The sequence below is a fragment of the Bacteroidota bacterium genome, from assembly GCA_041658205.1.
In the GTDB taxonomy this organism is placed as follows: Bacteria; Bacteroidota; Ignavibacteria; order UBA10030; family UBA8401; genus UBA8401.
In genome coordinates this window covers 184,955-205,649 of record JBBAAO010000001.1, presented here as the reverse complement: position 1 = coordinate 205,649, position 20,695 = coordinate 184,955, and the positions used below count along the sequence as shown (strand labels likewise).

Annotated in this window: 15 protein-coding genes; 1 reads left to right on the top strand and 14 read right to left on the bottom strand. The window is 42.2% G+C overall.

The genetic code is table 11. From position 1 onward, the window contains the following. Positions 1 to 37: 37 nt before the first annotated feature. From tpiA to WDA22_00715, 14 genes are all read right to left on the bottom strand, one after another. On the bottom strand, positions 38 to 787 hold the full coding sequence (gene tpiA, locus WDA22_00780; GenBank protein MFA5831985.1) for a triose-phosphate isomerase: 750 nt from the start codon (positions 785 to 787) through the stop codon (positions 38 to 40). Between the two features lie 141 nt (positions 788 to 928). Continuing rightward, positions 929 to 2,392 (bottom strand): Asp-tRNA(Asn)/Glu-tRNA(Gln) amidotransferase subunit GatB, encoded by a 1,464-nt coding sequence (gatB, locus tag WDA22_00775; protein ID MFA5831984.1) that lies wholly within the window; start codon positions 2,390 to 2,392, stop codon positions 929 to 931. Between the two features lie 6 nt (positions 2,393 to 2,398). Continuing rightward, a complete protein-coding gene (locus WDA22_00770) occupies positions 2,399 to 2,659 on the bottom strand; it encodes a type II toxin-antitoxin system RelE/ParE family toxin (GenBank protein ID MFA5831983.1) in 261 nt (86 codons plus the stop codon). Then, positions 2,652 to 2,843: a hypothetical protein gene (locus tag WDA22_00765; protein MFA5831982.1), complete on the bottom strand. Its 192-nt coding sequence runs from the start codon at positions 2,841 to 2,843 to the stop codon at positions 2,652 to 2,654. Before WDA22_00765 ends, WDA22_00770 begins: the two co-directional genes overlap by 8 nt. A gap of 18 nt (positions 2,844 to 2,861) precedes the next feature. Continuing rightward, positions 2,862 to 4,025, bottom strand: a complete 1,164-nt coding sequence (gene sucC / locus WDA22_00760; protein ID MFA5831981.1) for an ADP-forming succinate--CoA ligase subunit beta — start codon at positions 4,023 to 4,025, stop codon at positions 2,862 to 2,864. A gap of 64 nt (positions 4,026 to 4,089) precedes the next feature. Further along, the gene (gene pruA / locus WDA22_00755; GenBank protein MFA5831980.1) at positions 4,090 to 5,643 is read right to left on the bottom strand and encodes an L-glutamate gamma-semialdehyde dehydrogenase; all 1,554 of its coding nucleotides are present in this window, start codon (positions 5,641 to 5,643) and stop codon (positions 4,090 to 4,092) included. Between the two features lie 166 nt (positions 5,644 to 5,809). Beyond that, a complete protein-coding gene (locus WDA22_00750; protein MFA5831979.1) occupies positions 5,810 to 9,052 on the bottom strand; it encodes a glycosyl hydrolase in 3,243 nt (1,080 codons plus the stop codon). A 254-nt stretch (positions 9,053 to 9,306) separates the two neighbouring features. Then, the gene (locus WDA22_00745) at positions 9,307 to 12,168 is read right to left on the bottom strand and encodes a glycoside hydrolase family 3 N-terminal domain-containing protein (protein MFA5831978.1); all 2,862 of its coding nucleotides are present in this window, start codon (positions 12,166 to 12,168) and stop codon (positions 9,307 to 9,309) included. Next, a complete protein-coding gene (locus WDA22_00740) occupies positions 12,165 to 13,121 on the bottom strand; it encodes a BadF/BadG/BcrA/BcrD ATPase family protein (protein ID MFA5831977.1) in 957 nt (318 codons plus the stop codon). The genes WDA22_00745 and WDA22_00740 overlap by 4 nt, the downstream gene beginning before the upstream one ends. 13 nt (positions 13,122 to 13,134) lie before the next feature. Next, positions 13,135 to 14,427: an MFS transporter gene (locus WDA22_00735; GenBank protein ID MFA5831976.1), complete on the bottom strand. Its 1,293-nt coding sequence runs from the start codon at positions 14,425 to 14,427 to the stop codon at positions 13,135 to 13,137. A 223-nt stretch (positions 14,428 to 14,650) separates the two neighbouring features. After that, the gene (locus WDA22_00730) at positions 14,651 to 15,967 is read right to left on the bottom strand and encodes a SpoIID/LytB domain-containing protein (GenBank protein MFA5831975.1); all 1,317 of its coding nucleotides are present in this window, start codon (positions 15,965 to 15,967) and stop codon (positions 14,651 to 14,653) included. Then, a complete protein-coding gene (locus WDA22_00725; protein MFA5831974.1) occupies positions 15,964 to 16,938 on the bottom strand; it encodes a DUF4922 domain-containing protein in 975 nt (324 codons plus the stop codon). Before WDA22_00725 ends, WDA22_00730 begins: the two co-directional genes overlap by 4 nt. 8 nt (positions 16,939 to 16,946) lie before the next feature. Then, positions 16,947 to 17,453 (bottom strand): GNAT family N-acetyltransferase, encoded by a 507-nt coding sequence (locus WDA22_00720; GenBank protein MFA5831973.1) that lies wholly within the window; start codon positions 17,451 to 17,453, stop codon positions 16,947 to 16,949. Then, positions 17,453 to 19,024, bottom strand: a complete 1,572-nt coding sequence (locus tag WDA22_00715) for a glycosyltransferase family 2 protein (protein MFA5831972.1) — start codon at positions 19,022 to 19,024, stop codon at positions 17,453 to 17,455. Before WDA22_00715 ends, WDA22_00720 begins: the two co-directional genes overlap by 1 nt. Positions 19,025 to 19,082: 58 nt before the next feature. On the opposite strand from WDA22_00715, the gene WDA22_00710 reads away from it, so the two are divergent. Further along, positions 19,083 to 20,639, top strand: coding sequence for a GNAT family N-acetyltransferase (locus WDA22_00710; protein MFA5831971.1), 1,557 nt, complete (start codon positions 19,083 to 19,085; stop codon positions 20,637 to 20,639). Positions 20,640 to 20,695: the final 56 nt, after the last annotated feature.

The window sequence follows — 20,695 nt, the reverse complement described above, 5'->3', positions numbered from 1 at the left end:
TAGGTATTCATCCAGTTTTATGGCTTTTAATAACAGGTTACACTGCTGAGATAATTGCAGCGAATGATTCAGCCTTTAAACAAGCTCCACCTACCAATGCACCATCAATGTTGGGTTGAGAAAGAAGTTCTTTGGCATTGTCAGCCTTTACACTTCCACCATATTGGATGATAACTTTCTCTGCCACAGCTGCAGAATATAACTGACCAATCACATTACGAATTAGCTGGTGTGCTTCTTCGGCTTGTTCTTTGGAGGCGGTCTTTCCGGTACCGATCGCCCAGACAGGCTCGTAAGCAACGATCGATTTTTCAATATCCGCAGCAGGTAGTCCGGCAAGGACTCCCTTCACTTGCGTTGTCAACACTTGACTGGTGATATTCTTTTCGCGTTCTTCCAACGTTTCCCCGATACAAATAATGGGAATGAGTCCGCCAGCCAATACTTTTTTTGCCTTTTGGTTGATCACTTCATTTGTTTCGTGATGATACTGTCGGCGTTCGGAATGTCCAACAATAACATATGAACAACCGACAGATTTTAACATTGATAGGGAGATCTCTCCTGTGTATGCTCCGCTGTCATAAAGCGAAACATCCTGAGCACCAAGTTTAATATTTGTGTTTGCAATAAGTTGATGAGCAATACTGAGAGAAGTAAATGGTGGACAGATGATGACAGTCGATTTCGCAGATGCAACTAATGATTTTAATCCATTAATCAATTCAGTCGATTGTGCAATATCGTTATTCATTTTCCAATTGCCGGCGATGATTTTTGTTCTCATGTTCGTATCCTTCATGAAGTATAAAGAGCTGTTGAAATTAGTAGAAATAGATATGTCGTTGAGTCGTTAAACATATGAGAAAGAAACAGAATACAATTAATATAAATTGAGATAGTCTCAACTACTCATATACTACACGATTCAAATATTTTGATCAAGTTTTTTCTTCAAAATCTCATTGATCAATTTGGGATTTCCTTTTCCCTTCATTACTTTCATCGTTTCGCCGACAAAGAATCCCATCAATTTAGCTTCGCCGCCGCGATATCGTGTTATTTCATCTGGAAACTTAGAGAGAATCGCATCAATCTCCTTCTCAATTGCTCCAGTATCCGAGATCTGAACAAGCCCTTTTTTCTCAACAATGGTTTTGGGATGCTCTTTTGTCTTCAGCATATCCTCAAATACTTCTTTGGCGATCTTTCCACTGATCGTCCCATCTGCCAACAGGTTTACCATAGCGCCCAGGTTTTTTGGCGACACAGGAAATTCCGTGATGGTCATTTTCGTTTCATTCACCACGCGCAGAACATCCGTCATTACCCAATTGCTGACAGTTTTATATTGTTCTTCATTTTTTTTCGTGAGCTCACGAACGGTCGATTCAAAATATTCTGCAAGCTCTCTCTCCTGCGTCAACACCTCAGCGTCGTATGCGGGTAGTTTAAACGAATCAATAAAACGCATTCTGCGTGCTTTGGGAAGTTCCGGAAGAAGTTTCCTTGCAGATGTAATCCATTCTTCATTAATAACAACAGGGACAAGATCGGGATCAGGGAAATATCGGTAATCGTGCGCTTCTTCTTTGCTTCGCATCGATGTGGCGATATTTTTTTCTGCATTCCACAACAGTGTCTCCTGTACAACTGCACCACCTTCTTCAACCAAGTCAATCTGTCGTTTGATTTCATACTCGATTGCCCGTTCAACATTACGAAACGAGTTCATATTTTTTAACTCAGCTTTTGTTCCGAGTTTTGTTTCGCCTTTCAGTCGGACAGAGACATTAGCGTCGCAACGCAGACTTCCTTCTTCCATATTTCCATCACAAATTCCAAGATACTTAACCGTCTGCCAGATAGAATAGAGATATTGATACGCCTCTTTTGCAGAGTGCATATCCGGTTCGCTAACAATTTCTAAAAGCGGAGTTCCGCAGCGATTCACATCTACAAGCGTATCAGTGTCCATATCATGGATCGATTTGCCTGCATCTTCTTCCATATGAATTCGAGTAATACCGATCCGTTTCGTCTCCCCATCACCTAATTCAATGTCAACGAAACCATGCTGACAAATTGGTTCTTCATACTGTGAGATCTGATATCCTTTTGGAAGGTCAGGATAAAAATAATTTTTACGGGCAAAGACAGATTTGGGAGTGATGGAACAATGCGTTGCGAGTCCCAGACGAATGGCAAACTCGACCACTTGTTTGTTTAAAACAGGAAGAACACCCGGCATACCCAAACAGACTGGGCAGACATTTGAATTCGGCGAGTTGCCAAACTCCGTTGAACATCCGCAGAAGATCTTGGATTTCGTCGAGAGTTGCGCGTGAACTTCTAAACCGATCACCGCTTCGTATTTATCGTAGATTGACATTCGATTTTAATTATAAACTTCTCTTCGATGACGGATCCGAATAATATCAATAACCAACATATCAGGGTATACAGAATAAATTATCCGGTAATCGTCAACTCGAATCCTCCAAATATGCTTTTCACCTTTAAGCTTCTTGCACCCGCCGGGAAATGGTTCCGAGGAAAGTTTCGAAATTGAAGCGAGAATTCTTTCGACTGCAGCATTTGGCAAATTTTCCAACTCTTTTCGTGCAGAACGTGTAAAAAGAATCGCAAACTTAGCCACGAATTTTTTCTTTGACCTTCAACTTGGCCTTGACTGATGCATACGTTTCACGAGGTTCATGCACCCTCATTTTTGCTGTGAGCGAATCATAAAAATCTTCCCAGGCATTGCCATGCACTTTCAAATCAACAACAACGGCTTTCCTTTTTCCACGGGCATCAACGACATATTCGATCCCTTTCATGATATCCTCCAATTCATATTATGCTGCCAACGCTTTTGTTACCTTATCTGCTGCATCTTTCAAATTTTCTGCAACAAGGAAACTCATTCCGGAATTGCGCAGAATATCGGCGGCAATATCCGCATTGGTGCCGGCAAGACGGATGACGATCGGGATCTTTACATCAACAACTTTTGCTGCTTCAACCACACCGTTTGCCACACGATCGCAGCGGACAATTCCGCCAAAGATATTGATGAGAATCGCTTTCACATTCTTATCGGAAAGAATGATCTTAAACCCGCTTGCGACCGTTGTTGCGTTTGCTCCACCGCCGACATCGAGGAAATTTGCCGGTTCGCCGCCGGCCAGTTTAATAATATCCATTGTTGCCATGGCAAGACCGGCACCGTTGACCATACAACCGACGTTGCCGTCTAGTTTGATATAATTGAGGTTGGATTTTGACGCTTCAACTTCATGGGGATCTTCTTCATCCAGATCGCGAAGTTCTGCAAATTCCGGATGACGGAAGAGTGCATTATCGTCAAAGTTCACTTTGGCATCGAGCGCAATAACATTTCCCTCTTTCGTGATGACTAAAGGATTGATCTCAAACAATGATGCATCAGTCGCTTCGTATGCTTTATATAATGATGTTAAAAACTTTACGGCATTCTTCAACGCATCGCCGCTTAAACCGAGCGCAAAAGCAAGCTTGCGTGCTTGAAATTGTTGGAAACCTATCGTTGGATCAATCGCCTCTTTCACAATTTTTTCCGGATGTTCTTCCGCTACTTTTTCGATCTCCATACCACCTTCAGTGGAAACCATCATCACATTTTTGGATTGTGAACGATCAAGCGTAATACCGACATACATTTCTTTATCAATGTTTGCACCTTCTTCAATGAGCAATCGTTTTACCAAACGACCTTCAGGTCCGGTCTGATGAGTAATGAGTGTCATTCCCAGGATTTGTTTTGCATAATTCTTTACTTCATCAATACTCTTTGCCACTTTCACTCCGCCCCCTTTGCCTCGTCCACCGGCGTGAATCTGAGCTTTCACAACCCAGACACTACCGCCGAGACGTTTTGCAGCGTTCACTGCATCGTCAACAGTAAATGCTACTTCACCGCGAGGAACCGGAACACCGAATTTTCTTAAAATATCTTTACCCTGGTATTCATGAATTTTCATTGGATCTCCTTCAATTATTATTTTTTCATTGGTAAGTTATACTGTAACGTCCCAACGAAGATCATTATTTTATTTTATGCGAAATTAATTTAGCCTGCGTGAATAATAACAGATAATCTCTGCCACCCGCTTTCGAGTCCGTTCCGCTTAAATTAAATCCGCCAAACGGATGGACTCCGACGAGCGCACCGGTAATTTTTCTATTAATATAAAAATTTCCAGCGTGAAATTCGTTTTTCGCTTTTTCTTGTTTCTTCTTGTTCTTCGTCCAGACACCGCCGGTCAATCCGAATTCCGTGTTGTTCGCAATCTCAAGCGCATGATCGTAATCTCTCGCTTTGATGATAGCGAGCACCGGGCCAAAAATTTCTTCCTGGGAGATGGTCGCTTTGGCATCAACATCGGCAATTACTGTCGGTTCAACAAAATATCCATCAGTGCCAACCCGTTTTCCTCCTGCAACAATTCTTCCACCCTCTTTCACTCCGGTTTCAATATACTGAAGAATCTTTTCCATTGAACCTTTATTCACTACCGGTCCCATATACGTTGTTCCGGTTTCCGGCATTCCAACAATCAATTTTTTTGTACGCTCAGCGACTTTTTCAACGAATTTGTCATAGACGGATGCAACAACAATTGCGCGCGAAGCCGCAGAACATTTTTGTCCCTGAAAACCAAACGCGGATGCAACCGTTGCCTGCGCTGCTGAATCAAGATCTGTTTCATTGTCAATCAGGATGGAATCTTTTCCTCCCATTTCAGCAATAACGCGTTTCAACCAGATCTGTCCCGGAACTACCTTTGCTGCAAGTTCATTAATATGAATTCCAACTTCTTTGGAACCTGTAAACGAAATAAATCTGGTTTTTGGATGAGCAACCATCGTATCACCGACCGCACCGCCGGGACCGGTAATGAAATTGATGACACCTTTTGGTAAACCGACTTCTTCCATCAATTGAAAGAACATGTACCCAATAGCCGGCGAATCAGAGGATGGCTTTAATACAACGGTATTTCCTGCGACTACCGCTGCCGAGGTCATACCGACGAGAATAGCGAGAGCGAAATTCCACGGCGGCACGCAGACACCAACACCAAGAGGAATATAGCGTAACTCATTTTTTTCACCAGCAACTTTTGTTAACGGTTGTGGTGCGGCAAGACGAAGCATCTCTCGTCCATAAAACTCTAAAAAGTCGATAGCTTCAGCAGTATCCGCATCGGCTTCTGGCCATGATTTTCCCACTTCATATGTTAACATTGCACTAAATTCGAACTTCCGTTTTCGCATTAATGATGCCGCTTTGAACAGATAGTCCGCCCGTTTTTTTGCCGGAACATTCTTCCATGATTCAAATGTTTTTGCCGCTTCACTGACTGCTTTATTGGCAATATCAACATTCGCTTTTTGGAAAATACCAATGACTTCGCTTGGCTTTGAAGGGTTATAGGAATATAGTTTTTCGGTGGTAGTGATCTTCTCCCCGCTGATCACAATTGGATGTTCTTTTCCAAGCTCAGCACGAACTTTTAGAAGAGCTTTCTCCATCCCTTTTTTGTTAGCTGGTTTGGTAAAATCGGTGAATGCTTCATTCTTAAACTTGGCAGGCATAATTTCTCCATAATATTGTACAGACCTTCTAGGTTTTGAAATCCTGGAAGGTCTTGAAATAAATTTTTGTGGCGAAAGATACGATATTTTCAGCGGGGAAAAAAATGGAATTCTCGGAAGAAAACCATCCGAATCCTTATATATTCGGATGGTTGACTGGCAAATATTATTCTTTTTTCCATTCGGGCAATCGTCCCGGGATAATTGGTGAGGTCATCGCATCCAGACTTCGATAGAGCGCAGGGAGTTCCTCATTCGAAATCTTTTTGATATTGGCATATTCACGGTTAAACTCATCCACTGCAATTTGATACGCCTTCTTTTGCGTCTCAGTCACATCGGCATACGATGAGAAAAAACTTTCGGTCAGAGAGTTCATTCTCGTCAGAATTCCCGGTGAAGCGACATCATTCCTGCGGGAAATAATTTCATCTCCCGAGAAAGACCGTTTAATCTGAACAAGGCGCAATTCCAAATCGCGAAGTGTTTTATATGTTGTTCCTGTCTCACCCTGGCTTTGCATTAGTGCTGCTTTGATTGCATTCATTTTTGACTTCAGTTCATTCAAGTAACTGTTCGTTGCAAATACCACTCTTTGCAATTGAGCGGCTTTGCGCTGGAAGGAAACAAGGGCAGTTCTATCGTTGGTCGGGACAGAAGAAGTGCCAAGTGGCTTACAGAGAAATTCCATTGATGATGCAAGAGCAGTTTCAACTCCATCCAATCGTTTTGACATTGTTACAGAATATTTCCCGGGCATCACAAACCATGCGGAGTTCTTTCCATCAGCTGAGGTTGAATTGGTAACGGGATCGAGAGAAGAATAGCGCAGATCCCATGTAACACGGTTCACCCCTGCAGAATTCTCTCCCAATATTTTTCGAACGATAGTTCCCGATTCGTCCTTAATAGTAAAGATAATTACCGGCGAATCTTCGTCGTTTTCACTCCTTGCTTCATCATGCGATGGAATTTTAATATCGGACTTCTTCTTTTCCGCTTCCTTTTCTGCATCTTTACGGAGCTGCTTCTTCGTTTTATATGCTTCCTTCAGATAATAGGTGAATGTGGCGCCAAAGGGAGGATTGCTTGCATGATAAAAATTATCTCCCTGCCATCCCTGATCATCGCCGGCAAGAGGATCTTTTTCAACGTAGAGAAGAGCATCTTTCACTTCAAAAATGGACGCTTCTTTTTCCAAGATATCCGGCTTCATATCGCGAAGAGGAGAATAATCATCCAATACATAAAACCCTCGACCAAATGTTGCGATCACCAAATCATTCTCTCGTTTTTGAATATCGATATCCCTTATCGCAATGGTCGGCAGACCAGAATTTAACTGTGTCCAAATCTTACCGCCATTGTTGGAAACATATATACCAAATTCTGTGCCGACGAAAAGCACATTTGGATCAACATGATCTTCGATAAATGATTTCACTGAACCGTTTGCGGGAAGATTATTCGAGATCGTTTTCCATGATTTCCCTTTGTCCTCACTTCGTAACAAGTACGGTTTAAAATCACCTTGTTGATGATTATCAAATGCAGCATAAGCAACGTTTTCATTATGCTGTGATGCAAAGACAACCGATGTATATGCCAGTTCGGGAATTCCGGAGATTTTTTCAATTTTTCTCCAGTTGACTCCACCATCTTCTGTTATTTGGATCAATCCATCATCTGTTCCGATATAGATAAGATTTTCTTTCTTTGCAGATTCGGAAATTTGCGAAAGATTTCCCCACGCCGCCGTATTCCCATGACGATTGATTGCATCAATGCTCCACAATTTTCCCATCATCGGAATTGAGTTACGATCTTTTTGACGTGAAAGATCTCCGCTTACCGCTCTCCATGATGCCCCACGGTCGTCGCTGCGGAATAGTTTGTTTGCACCAAAATAGAGACGTGATGGAGAATGAGGTGAGATTAACAATGGTGAATCCCAATTCCATCGCAATCCCGCTTCCCCTTTTTCCTCAATTGGCTGGATCCATAAACCTTCCCCCGTTTTTTTGTCATATCGTGCAATCCCGCCGTATTGGTACTGTGAATAGACAATATTTGGATCGGTCGGATCGATTTGAGATTCGAATCCATCTCCGCCGATGGTGACAAACCAATCAAAATTATGGATACCGTATTTGCTCATTGTGCGCGACGGACCACCAAGCGATGCATTATCCTGTGTTCCGCCGTAAATGTTATAGAATGGCTCGGCATTATCAACAGTGACACGATAGAACTGCATTGTCGGCATGTTATTAATGAATCGCCATGTTTTGTTTTTATCATGGGATTCATAAAGTCCGCCGTCAGTTCCTAACAGCATATAGGAAGGATCTTTCGGATCGATCCAAATGGCATGATAATCTACATGAACACTTTTTTCGCCAATGCGGGACAATGTTTTTCCGGCATCATTCGAATAATACATGAATGTTCCCGTAGCGTAAATTCTGTCAACGTTGACCGGATCACAATAAATCTTTGAATAATACATCGGAACGTCATTATAGGAATTTCGTTTTTCCCATGTTGCACCGCGATCCGTTGAACGATAAATTCCACTTCCATCTCCTTGCGCTTCAACATAAGCAAACAGCACATCGGGATTGACCGACGAAATTGCAAGACCAATCTTGCCAAGATCACCGCTTGGGAGTCCGGTTGATAATTTTTTCCATGTTGCGCCACCATCGATCGATTTCTGAATTGATCCTTCCGGTCCCCCATCAATCATCGACCAGAAATGTCTTCGGCGCTGATATGTTGTAGCATACACCACGTCTGGATTTCGCGGATCCAGAACGATTTCGAATACTCCCGTATGTTCACTTGGTTTGAGAAGATTTTTCCAAGTGGTTCCCCCATCTGTAGATTTGTATAACCCGCGATCTCCACCTTCCTTCCACAATGGACCTTGTGCAGCTACATACATGATTTTTGTATCACGCGGATCGAATACAATCGCCGAAATATGCTCAGACTTTTCCAGTCCCATTTTTTTCCATGATTTTCCACCATTGTCAGATTTATATATTCCATCTCCGTAACCGACACTTCGCTGACTGTTCAGTTCGCCCGTTCCAACCCACACTTCATGAGGATTACTTGGATTTAAGACAACACAGCCAATGGAATATGATCCTTCATTTTCAAAAATTGATTCCCATGTTGTTCCGCTGTTTGTCGTTTTCCATACACCGCCGGATGCAACACCGACATAATAGATGCTCCGATTTCCGGGATAGACAGCAAAATCAATAATTCTTCCGCCGACGATGGAAGGCCCAACAGATCTGAATTTTAAACCACTTAATATGGAAGATTTCAGTGTATCGAATTTTTGCGCGAAGGAAATGGAACAAATGGCGAGAATAACAACGACGACTTTTTTCATGTATACCCCGGAGTGATGGACAATGATGTGCGAAAAAGTAAGAAAAGAATCTGTCAGATTCGAGAGGAAAAAAAGTTGATTGAGAATTGTAAACTATGGCTTCTGAGGGAAACAAAGGGAGTTTGAAGTTTAATCCAAATTCGCCGATCTAAATGTTAAAAATGGTGAGTGGTGATATCCAAATGTTGCAGTAAAACGACAAGTTTGGATAAAAAGGATTCGGCATTTTTTTTATTACCAATCATTTTCTTCCACTATTTAAGTGCACGAAAAACAGCTTCATGCACTACGGGACGAAGACGTAGTAACTTTAATGTGTTGCGCGTTGGATAGACACGATTCGTCAAGAAGACGACGATCACCCTTTTTTCAGGATCGACAACAACTGAAGTTCCTGTAAATCCTGTATGCAAAAATGTGCGCTGTGAGGTATACTGTCCTGAAAATGATCGTCCCGTAGACCGGGTATCCCATCCTATACCGCGGCTGCTCTTTTCGCTCTGTGTCTGGGTGAATAATGCAATAGTAGACGAATCTAAATACCGTTTTCCGTTGTATCGTCCATAATTCAATTCCATTTGCAGGATCTTTGCCAGATCCGACGCAGTGGAGAATAATCCTGCATGTCCGGATATTCCGCCGAGCGTTACTGCATTTTCATCATGCACTCGTCCCCGAACGGCAGCATAGGTTTTCTTCCAGAAGGAATCGACTTCCGTCGGTACGACACGTTTCCACAATTCTGCCGGAGGATTATACATGGTGCTCATCATCCCCAGAGGCTTGAAAAACATTGAATCAACATAATTTGCAAGGGTTGCTCCGGTCACTTTCTCAATAATTTTTCCGGTGGTGATTAATCCAAGATCGCTATACATCGTTGAATCGCCCGTCGTATAAATGAGCGACGTTGCAAAAATAGAATCCATAACGCATGTTGCAGAATCGCAAAATTCATAAAATTTTCTCCATGCCGGCAAGCCGCTGTTATGCACTAAAAGATTATAGATGGTAATATTTTCTTTGCCATTTTGTCCGAAGGCAGGAAAATATTTTACAATTTTATCATCCAGCGAAATCTTTTTTTCTTCCACCAGTTTCATTACGGCACTTGTTGTGGATATCACTTTGGTTACGGAAGCAAGATCGAAAATAGCATCCGTTGTCATCCGTTCGGAGAGAGCATCATAAGTGAAATGCCCGTACGCTTGTTCATGAACGACAATGCCATCTTTCGCCACGAGCAGCACTGCCCCGGGGAATGCGGAATCCGCAATTGCTTTTTCAATAATGGAATCGACTCGAGAAAGAGAATCAGCATTGAAACCTGCCTCTTCAGGCTTGCCTTCGCGAAGAACAATTGATTTATATGCTACCCCTTCGCCAAAAGCATAACGTCCCGGTATGGTGACGGGAAGTTTTCCATAAGATGGTTGTTCACCAAAGACCACCTCAGCGGCTGCATCCAATGAGAATTTGCTGGGACTAAACGTTGCGACATACGCATCAAGTTTGGGAAATTCCATCACCACGTACGGGTTTCCCATGGAGATCCCAATCACTGGTTTTTTAAATTCGATAATGGCACTCATCAGTTCGGAGACTTTTTTGGGAAGGAATCCCGACATCGCTTCCGATCTGGTATAATACATAAACTGACAGATAATCATATCCGCAAACTTGGCTTTCTTCAGCGCATCATCATATTCCATTTGATTGCTGCGAGGATCAATGCGGACAAGTTCCATCCGTTTCCGTTTGAAGAGTTCATCATGAAGATTGTCTGCATCGTCCGGATCTTCTGTGTCGGAAAAGACGAAATCAATTATTTTTTTACCATTAAGATTTTGGAACGGAAGAATATTGTTTTCGTTTCCCAACACCGTAATGGATTTCCGCGCTATTGTTTTCGCTAATTCCTGGTGCGTTTTAGTAAAGACAATATTGGCAACTGTATCAATATCAACTAACCGATTGGTGTCGAGGCCAGCCCATTGTTTGTACTTCAGCATTTTACGGACAGAATAATCGATACGCTCTTCCGATATTTCTCCTCGATTAATTGCTGCGAGAATCGAATCAATGGCATCGTCAGTATTGGGGGACGTCAACAATACATCCGCTCCGGCTTTTACTGCACGTGTAGCAGCATCCCCCGGATTGAAGAGCTTAGAAACGCCTTTCATCGCAAGTGCATCGGTAACAATCATACCATCAAACTTCATTTCGTTCTTTAACAATTTTGTAATGACATTTTCCGAGACAGTGGAAGGTATCGAATCGGATTCGTCAAATACAGCGGCATGAATGTGGGCAATCATCACTGACATCACTCCATTAACAATTGCATCTCTATACGGAAGAAGTTCTAACGAATCAAAACGCTCTCGGGAGAAATGAACTGAAGGAAGATCAAGATGTGTGTCAATGTCTGTGTCACCGTGCCCCGGAAAGTGTTTCACCGTTGCAATGACATTCCCTTCTTGTGTTCCACGAATGAATGCACGAGCAAAATTGCTCACGAGGCGGGGATCTTCTCCAAACGAACGGGTGTTGATGACCGGGTTTTTCGGATTATTGTTCACATCGACAACGGGAGAATAATTTTGATGGATTCCCAGTGCACGTGTTTCGTGGGCAATTGCTTTTCCCATTTCATATGAGAGATTCGTATCCCTTGTTGCACCGAGCGCCATTGCCCGTGGAAATGTGGTTGATTCTTGGATGCGCATTCCCGCACCCCATTCAAAATCCGCAGTCATCAGCAGCGGAATTGATGCAACTCGCTGCAGTTTGTTTGCATTCACCGGAAACCCGTAGGCGCTGCCATGAGAAAAATAGAACCCACCGACACCGACCTCTTTTGCGTAACGATAATTTTCCTGCCATGTTTTGGAATCATGCGGCATATAACCGGCTCTTGTCCAAATAATGAACAGTTGAGCTACTTTCTGTCTGATTGTCAGATTGCGCATTATCGACTCAACCCAATCGCTTGACTTTGTTGAATCAACAACGGAGGATGACCGTGTAGAATTTGGTTCAACTTGAACATCGCGGGACGAAGAACAGCTAAAAAAAATGCCGAAGAGACAGAATGGAAGAATTCTTTTCATGATTTTTTGAATTGAGAGAGCCCTAATACAGCCGCACCGTACGCCGGTGATGACATGGGCGGGATCATTTCGATGACCGGGAAATTTACGTCAAGATATTGTGTAAGCAGCCGTGAAACAATTGTTTCGTTAGCGATGAGGCCTCCAATGAACGAAACATGGATCTTCTCTTTCACTTTTTTGGAAGTGGCGGATGAAATTTTTTCCGCAGCAATTTGAACATGCCATGCAAGTTCAACAACCGCATTCTCAATAATTGCAAGACAAACTCTGTCTTTGTTTCCTGCCGCTGTCATTACTAATGGAGCGATTGACGCCACATCGAAATTGTTTTTATAAACAGCATTGATTATGGACGTCTGATCGTTCAATCCGAATTCTTTTGCGATCATATCAGACAGCTTTGTCTTATCACCGCGTCCGTCAATATGTCTTGTGACAGCAGATAATCCTAAACGACCGAGAAAGTAACCGCTTCCCTCATCTCCAAGCACTCTTCCCCAACCACCGACTCGATGTACATTCCCTTTTACATCTTTACCAAAAGCAATCGATCCCGTTCCGGCAATCAAGATAATTCCAGCCCCACCCTTGAACGCCCCTTCAAGTGCAATCCGCGCATCACTTTCTATAATAACCTTTTTCAGTTTTTTCTTTTTTGCAGCAGAAAATTTTTTCAATCCATCTGCCATTCGTTTTTGGTCGCCGGTTCTTCCTGCCCCCGTTAAGCCGCACGCAACAATGGAGAGATCACTTATTGCACATTCAACAGAATCGCAACACATTTCAATCAATGAATAGATCGTTTCGGCAGCTTTCTCGACGCCGATAATTTGGAAATTCGACGGACCGGCAATATGTTCTGCTAGAATAACACCGGACAGATTAGTAATGACCGCATGCGTTTTGGTCCCCCCTCCATCCATTCCGATAATATATTTTTCGAGCTTCATAAATACTCTTCTATTATTGAGATTTCTTTTTTCCGAATTCAGGATCGATTTTCACCAACAAGGCAACCACAAACCCGGGAATTGTCGATGCCATCACCCATAAAAAGAAATACTGATAGCCGATTGCATCCTGCAGTTTACCGCTGAACATTCCCGGAATCATCATCCCGAGAGCCATAAATCCGGTACAGATAGCATAGTGCGCCGTTTTGTAGGGACCGTCAGAGATCATCACCATATACAACATGTATGCAGTAAATCCGAAACCATAACCGAATTGTTCAACGCCGATTGCCGCACAAATGATGGCGAAATTTTCGGGCTGCATATAGGACAAATAAACAAACATTGCATCAGGAAGATGGATTGCAAAGACCATAATCCAAAGCCAGAATCGAAGACCTCGTTTAGAAATTACATATCCCCCAAGCAGTCCACCAAGAGTTAAACAAATTACTCCCACAGTTCCGTAGGCAATACCAACATCACTTGTTGTTAAACCCAATCCTCCATCTGTTCGGGAATCAAGCAAAAACGGAGTGACAAGTTTTACCAACTGCGCTTCGGCAAAACGATAGAAGAGAAGAAAACAGAGAACAACAATGATCTCTTTTTTCTTGAAGAACGACCCGAATGTCCGGAAAAATTCCTTTAAGACAGCTGATGCCGATGCTTTTTCGACAACTGATTTGTCGCTAACAGGGTACGGCAGCATAAAACGATGATACATTGCGAGCGAAAGAAATATTCCTGCCAAAATAAAAAATGTGATTGACCATGCCGTAGCAATTGAACCGGAATGTGTTTCCAAATACCCTGCAAGATAGACCAATGCACCTTGTCCCGTAATCATAGCAATTCGATAGAATGTGCTTCGCACACCGACAAATGCAGCTTGCTGATGCTGTTCAAGTCCAAGCATATAAAACCCATCAGCCGCAATATCATGCGTGGCAGAACTGAACGCCATCAGCCAAAACACAGCAATGGACCATTGGAAATAGGCATCCATCGGAATCGTAAACGCCACAGCCGCCAGCGATGCGCCGATAATCATCTGCAGCGCAACGATCCAAAAACGTTTGGTTTTAAAAATATCTATCAGCGGACTCCACAACGGTTTAATCACCCAAGGCAGATATAACCAACTAGTATAGTATGCGATATCGGTATTGGAAACACCGAGTTTCTTATACATGATTACCGAGATTGTCATAACAACAACGTAGGGAATCCCTTGTGCAAAATATAATGAGGGAATCCACGACCATGGACGTTTCCCCGAAGAATTATTATTGACATCCATAAAGAATCCTTACATGCTACCAAAAATCCGTTCGATGTCATTTCAAACGAAGTCCCGGTAGGGACAAGTGAAAAATCTGAACACTTTCGAAACTCTCAGATTCCTCGTCCCGAAACTCTTAAATCATTCCGAAAAATAATACGGAATTGCTCAGGATAAAATTGGGACTTGGAATGACGGTATCGTTACATTTTGGAACTTGATTTTTGTAATTTGGAATTTCTTAATACAGTTTCTTTAATTCCGCATCCTGAAAATAGTGTTTCACAATCTCTTCCGCTTTGAAGCCCTTCACCGCCATCACTGCCGCACCAATTTGACACAATCCGACTCCGTGTCCCCATCCCGCACCACGTAAAACGAACGCATCATTCTCCTTCTGCACAACAAAAGCAGAACTGTATAAATGCGATTTTGATAGCCATCGGCGAATCTCCAGCTCTTTGCCAACAACCAATGTCCTTTTTGTCCCTTCAATTTTCAAACGGGTGATCCTTCCCGATGGACCGCGTTGGAGCGGGATGAGACTTAATATTGTGCCGAAATCGATCCCCGATTTATTTTGAACCAATTCTGAAAGCTCGGTTGTTGAATATTGTACTTTCCACCGAAAAAAATCTGTCGTTTCTTGATCGAATGACGGAAGAATCTGGCGTAATATGTTGCCGTCTGTTGTGTTACAAAACGCTTCAGGCGAAGAAAGGATCCACTCTTCCGCTTCTGTGTTTGATTGTGGTGGAGTATACTGATGTTGCTCTGAACATGAAACCGGCATTAGGTAATGATATTGTGTTTCTCCCCATGTTGTATGGAATGGTTCGGAAATACCTCCGCACGATTTGGAAAAGCGTGCATCGCAGATATCATTTTGATACACAAGAAACATTCCTCGTGTTGCGCTTATCGCTTCGGTGGCGGCATTCGAAATATCTTTTGTAATACCTTGATACCGTTGACAATGGTCATCCGCGCAGACGTCAAAGATATCATGATCTTCACGATCATAATATCGGATTAGTTCGTTCTCCGTTTGGGTTGTACGTTGCGATGGTATGCCGAGATTGGAGAATTTTTTCTTCATCTCCAGCATTGCTACCAGCCAGCTGCGAGATGTAATGGCATGTGCTTTTAACAAATCCATCGGAGCGCTGGCGCTCATCTCCGAGGAAATAACGCTGGCAAGATATTTTTCTACTGATACTTCATTGATCGCGGTGATTCCTTTGTTGCGGGCTACCAAGCGTAACGAACCCTGAAATGTTTGATGCTCTTTTCGTTCCCAATGAAAATTGATTCCGAAAACAACATCATGGATCGTAAATGCTCCGCCATTGACCGGTGCAAAGGTGATCTCTTTCCCGCGAATCAGTTCTATCTCCTTCCCTCCATAGAGTATAATTTCCCCATTCTTTAGGATAGCCTTGAACTTACCGGTCACAATGACATCATTCGTAATTTTAAACTTTTCCAGTAATTCACCGGAAACTTCCACATAATTTTCTACTACTCCAATTTTAATGATCGGTTCAGATGAGATCATATTTTTTCAAGAATAATATTCAGTGTTTCTTCCGGAATGGAAACTTCGTGATAGATCCCGCTGAGATGAGGAGCATCTACCGTAAGAAAATCTTTTTCCATCGGCGTTACAACTAATCCGCCGATATCCACAGCTGCGGGACTAATCAATACTTTTGCTTCACGTTCAAAAAAAAAGGAAGCCGGACGATGTTTACTCCGAACGAAAATGATCAAACGCCACACTCCATCGTCATAGGAACCAATAACATTCATCATCGGTTCTTCGTTCGTGTTCATCACTTTTCTTAACGATGAGGTCAACCGAAGGAACGACAACTCCATTTCCTGTTCACTTTTCCCCTCCAATGTAATGACGCTTCGTCCGTACCGTTCAAGTGTTGAGACTGTTATTCCGTTAATATTTTTTTTAATTTTTTTGTGTTCTACCATTTCCCGTTCGACAGGAATCAATCCTGCTGGAGAAGCTTGAAAATGCATATGATCGGGGGCGGAAGCACCGCATTTAGGCCCGTTATAAAATACGGTATATCCGGGTGACAGATCTTTTGCCAAGGAAAGAAACGAAAGGATCTGCTCTTCAATCGATTGGGGAATATGCTCAATATGAGAAATTGTGAAATGTTCCCGAAAGATTGGCATGGGATTGCACAGCACGAGAAATTTTTCTTTATAGAGAACACCTTGTTGTTCCGGCGGAAGATTTTCTAGACAAAGAAAACATTTTCGTTCTTTGATCGATACCGCATCCACCTTTGCACCGGTGCTGACAATGCGCTTTGGATTATATTGCAGGCGTGCGGAAAATGAACCGCAGTCAATAACTTTTGTTTGGACACTCTGTAAAGCCGAAACTCCTTCGGCAAGCATCGGCCATTGATGCTGTTGTTCATGATAGAGATGAAGTATCTGTTCGGAAAGTGATTGATGTTGTGCCGTCGGAAATCGTGAAAAGGTCTTCTGTGAGAGCATGAGCAATACTATTTGATGTCTCTATATCCTACAAAGTGGTTTACGGATGATTTGCCCATTTGAAAGGGGGACTGTTCAATAAAATTGAAGCCTAATTTTTTATACCACTTGAGCGAAGGAACATTTTGCTCCATCACTCCAAGCCAAATTTGTTGAAACAAATGCTGCTGTGCTTTCTGTTCAACAATCTTTAATAGTTCTAAGCCAATCCCGTTTCCTTGAAATTCTGGAAGAACATATAATGATTCAAGATAACAGCGTTTCTGTTCGTGATTGATCTTCATCCGAGCATAACCGACAATATGGTTTTTTACTTCGGCAACGAAACCGATACTGTCTTTGTCATCATATAACTGTGCAAAATTGATCTCGGAGTAATAATTGTTAAAATACCATTGAATATCCGTCACAGGGATAAAATCCGCATACGATGCAAGCCATGTATTGAGCAACACTTTTTGGATTTCATTAGTATCGTCCAGAGTCCATTCACGATATTTTGGCTGAATAGACATTATTTTTTCCTATTCAAATGAATACGTGCGTGCATTTCTATCGTGCGTATTTTATCTTTGTAAAAATCGTTGCGATTAATCTTTTCGATTGGAAGAGATGCATCGGTATTCCCTTCCCAGCGGCGGCAATGATAGAGAGATGTGTAGATTCTTCCGATTTGATACTGACGCGATATTCGTATCGCTGCTGCGTAATCTTCGCCATAACTTGTGTTCGGTAGAAGGATCTCGCGTAATATCGGAGTGTAAAATGCCCGCGGTGCTCCAAGTCCATTAATGCGAAGTGCATTGTTTCGTCCGTTATCCGAAGTCCATTCCTTATGATCGATCAAACCTGGAGGAATCGGTTCTAGATTTGCATTAACAAGCGTGTATGATCCTATCACCATCGCAACATTCTCTTTGCGAAACACATTCACAACATTTTGAAGCGTATTATTATCGGAATAGAGATCATCGGAATCAAGTTGAATAGCATACATTCCGCAATATTCGGAAAGGATCGCTTCGTTCCAACAGCCGCCGATTCCCAAATCCTCCCGATTCGGGATGATATGTTTTACTCTTGGATCTCGTTTTGAGAGATCGCTCAGGATGTTCGTTGTGTTATCCGTCGAATGATTGTCCACGATAATCACATTAAATGCAAAGTCTGTTTTTTGTGACAGCACACTATTCACCGCTTCTGTAACGGTTTTTTCGCGGTTTCGGACAGGAATAATCACACTTGCTTCAACCGGAAACTTTTCCTTTGATCTTGGAACTTTAGCAAACTTCGGTTTTAAATATGCACTGATATTTTTCAAATGTTTTGTAGCAACAAGTTCGTTCTCTTTTTGGACCGAAATATTCCTTGGATCGACATAATCGAACATTTTTTCACCGCTTTTGCGAGTATCAGATTCAGTCTTTGTATAGAGATATTCCTGATTATGAAAGATCTCGCTGAGTGCTGAAACTTTTAATCGCAAATCGTACAATCCGGCACGTTCTACTTTTTCGATCTTCCCGTATTTTTTAATCGCCTTTTTTACGATTGAAACGGAAAAGAACATCACTGCACCAAAATCGAAATTATCGCGGATACTTCCCAATTGGTAATCGATGGTCGGATGTTCAGAACGTTTTCCATCCTTCACTTCATAAAAATCAGAATAGATCATCCCAGCTTTTGTGTCCTGGGCAATATGGACAAACCGTTCCAAAGCTGCCTGGTTCAATGTGATGGATTGCGCTTGATTAATAAAGAGCAGATAGTCGGTAGAAAGTTTCTCAATGATTGCATTCAGTGTCTTTCCGGATGTAAGCGAATCGACGTTCACACCCACACATTTTTCCTGCGAAGTTGAATATGCTCCATCGTGCGCAATAATAATTTTTTTAACAAGCGGCGATCGGATGAATTGCTGTAGTGTAGAAGCAAAGTATGGTTCCGAACTAAACGGTAGAATAACAGAGATCATAAACGATAAGACCTTAGACGTTCTAAAGAAAAATAAAGTTTGCGAAAGCAATGTAAAAAGAAGAACAAGCGAAAGCAAACCAAAATACCCGACTGATATACTTGACATTACTCATAAAATTCATAACATAAAGGTAGCAATGTTCCAATTTCAGGAAGGAATCGCCATGTCTGAACTTGATTTGAAAGAATTTGAAAAAAACATTGTCGTACGGACCATAGCAATAATCGATTACGACAAAATTGTTGATTTGCAAAAGAGATGTTTCCCGGGAATGAAACCGTGGGCAATTGAACAACTCGAAAGCCAATTGAAGATATTTCCCGAAGGACAAATCTGTGTTGAGTACGAAAACAAAATTGTCGCCTCATCCAGCAGCTTAATCCTCGATTTTTCTCTCTATTCTCAATGGCATAGTTGGAAGGAAATTGCTGACAACGGATATATCCGGAATCATAATTCCGAAGGAAATACGCTTTATGGTATTGAGATTATGGTCGACCCTGATTACCGAGGAATGCGACTTGCGAGAAGATTGTATGATACTCGAAAAGCGATTGCGACAAAATATAATCTCATGAGAATTATTCTCGGTGGACGAATTCCGGGATATGGAAAATATTCAACTGAAATGACCGCGCGCCAATACGTCGGAAAAGTATTGGACAAATCGTTGTTTGATCCTGTGCTAACTACTCAACTGGCAAACGGTTTCGTTCTGAAGCGATTGCTTCAAGATTACATGGTCTCCGACTCGGAATCAAAAGGCTATGCGACGTTTTTGGAATGGACCAATCTAGATTATGTTCCCGACACATCTCGAATCTTTATGCCGGTGGAATCAGCGCGCATTTGTGCCGTTCAATATCAAATGAGAATGGTGAAAGACTTTGAAGATTTCGCCAAACAATGTGAATACTTCATTGATGTCGGTGCAGACTATCGGAGTGATTTTGTTCTTTTTCCTGAAATTTTTACAACGCAGCTGCTTTCGTTTATGCCCAAAGATCGTCCGGAAGTTTCCATCCGGCATCTTTCGGAATTTACTCCAAAATATCTTGAACTCTTTCGATCTCTTGCAATTCGATATAACGTCAACATCATCGGCGGATCACATTTTACCGTTGAGAATGATAACCTCTATAACATTTCGTATTTATTCCGAAGAGATGGAACGATCGGCAAACAGTACAAACTGCACATTACACCAAATGAACGGCGTTGGTGGGGCGTAAAACCGGGAGATACGTTAGAAATTTTCGACACAGACAAAGGGAAAATTTCCATTCAAATCTGTTACGACATTGAATTTCCGGAACTAAGCCGCATTGCCGTGGAGAATGGAGCGCAATTAATCTTCGTTCCCTTCTGTACAGATGAACGGAATGCCTATCTGCGTGTCCGATACTGTGCACAAGCGCGATGCATCGAAAACCATATTTATGTTGCCATTGCCGGCGGCGTGGGAAACCTTCCTTTTGTGGAAAATCTGGACGTACATTATGCTCAATCGGCAATCTTCACTCCATCCGATATTCCCTTCACACGCGATGCAATCCAATCCGAAGCAACACCAAACACCGAGATGGTCATTGTGGATGATGTTGATCTTGAATTATTGAAACGTCATCGGCAAAGTGGCGGGGTGTTGAATTGGTTGGACAGAAGAAAAGATCTCTACGAAATCCGATATAAAGGAGGAAAAGGAGTTACAGTATTGTAATATAATTCTATAGCCTGCCGTTGAAGCAGACTATAGAATAACAATCAATTGTGTTA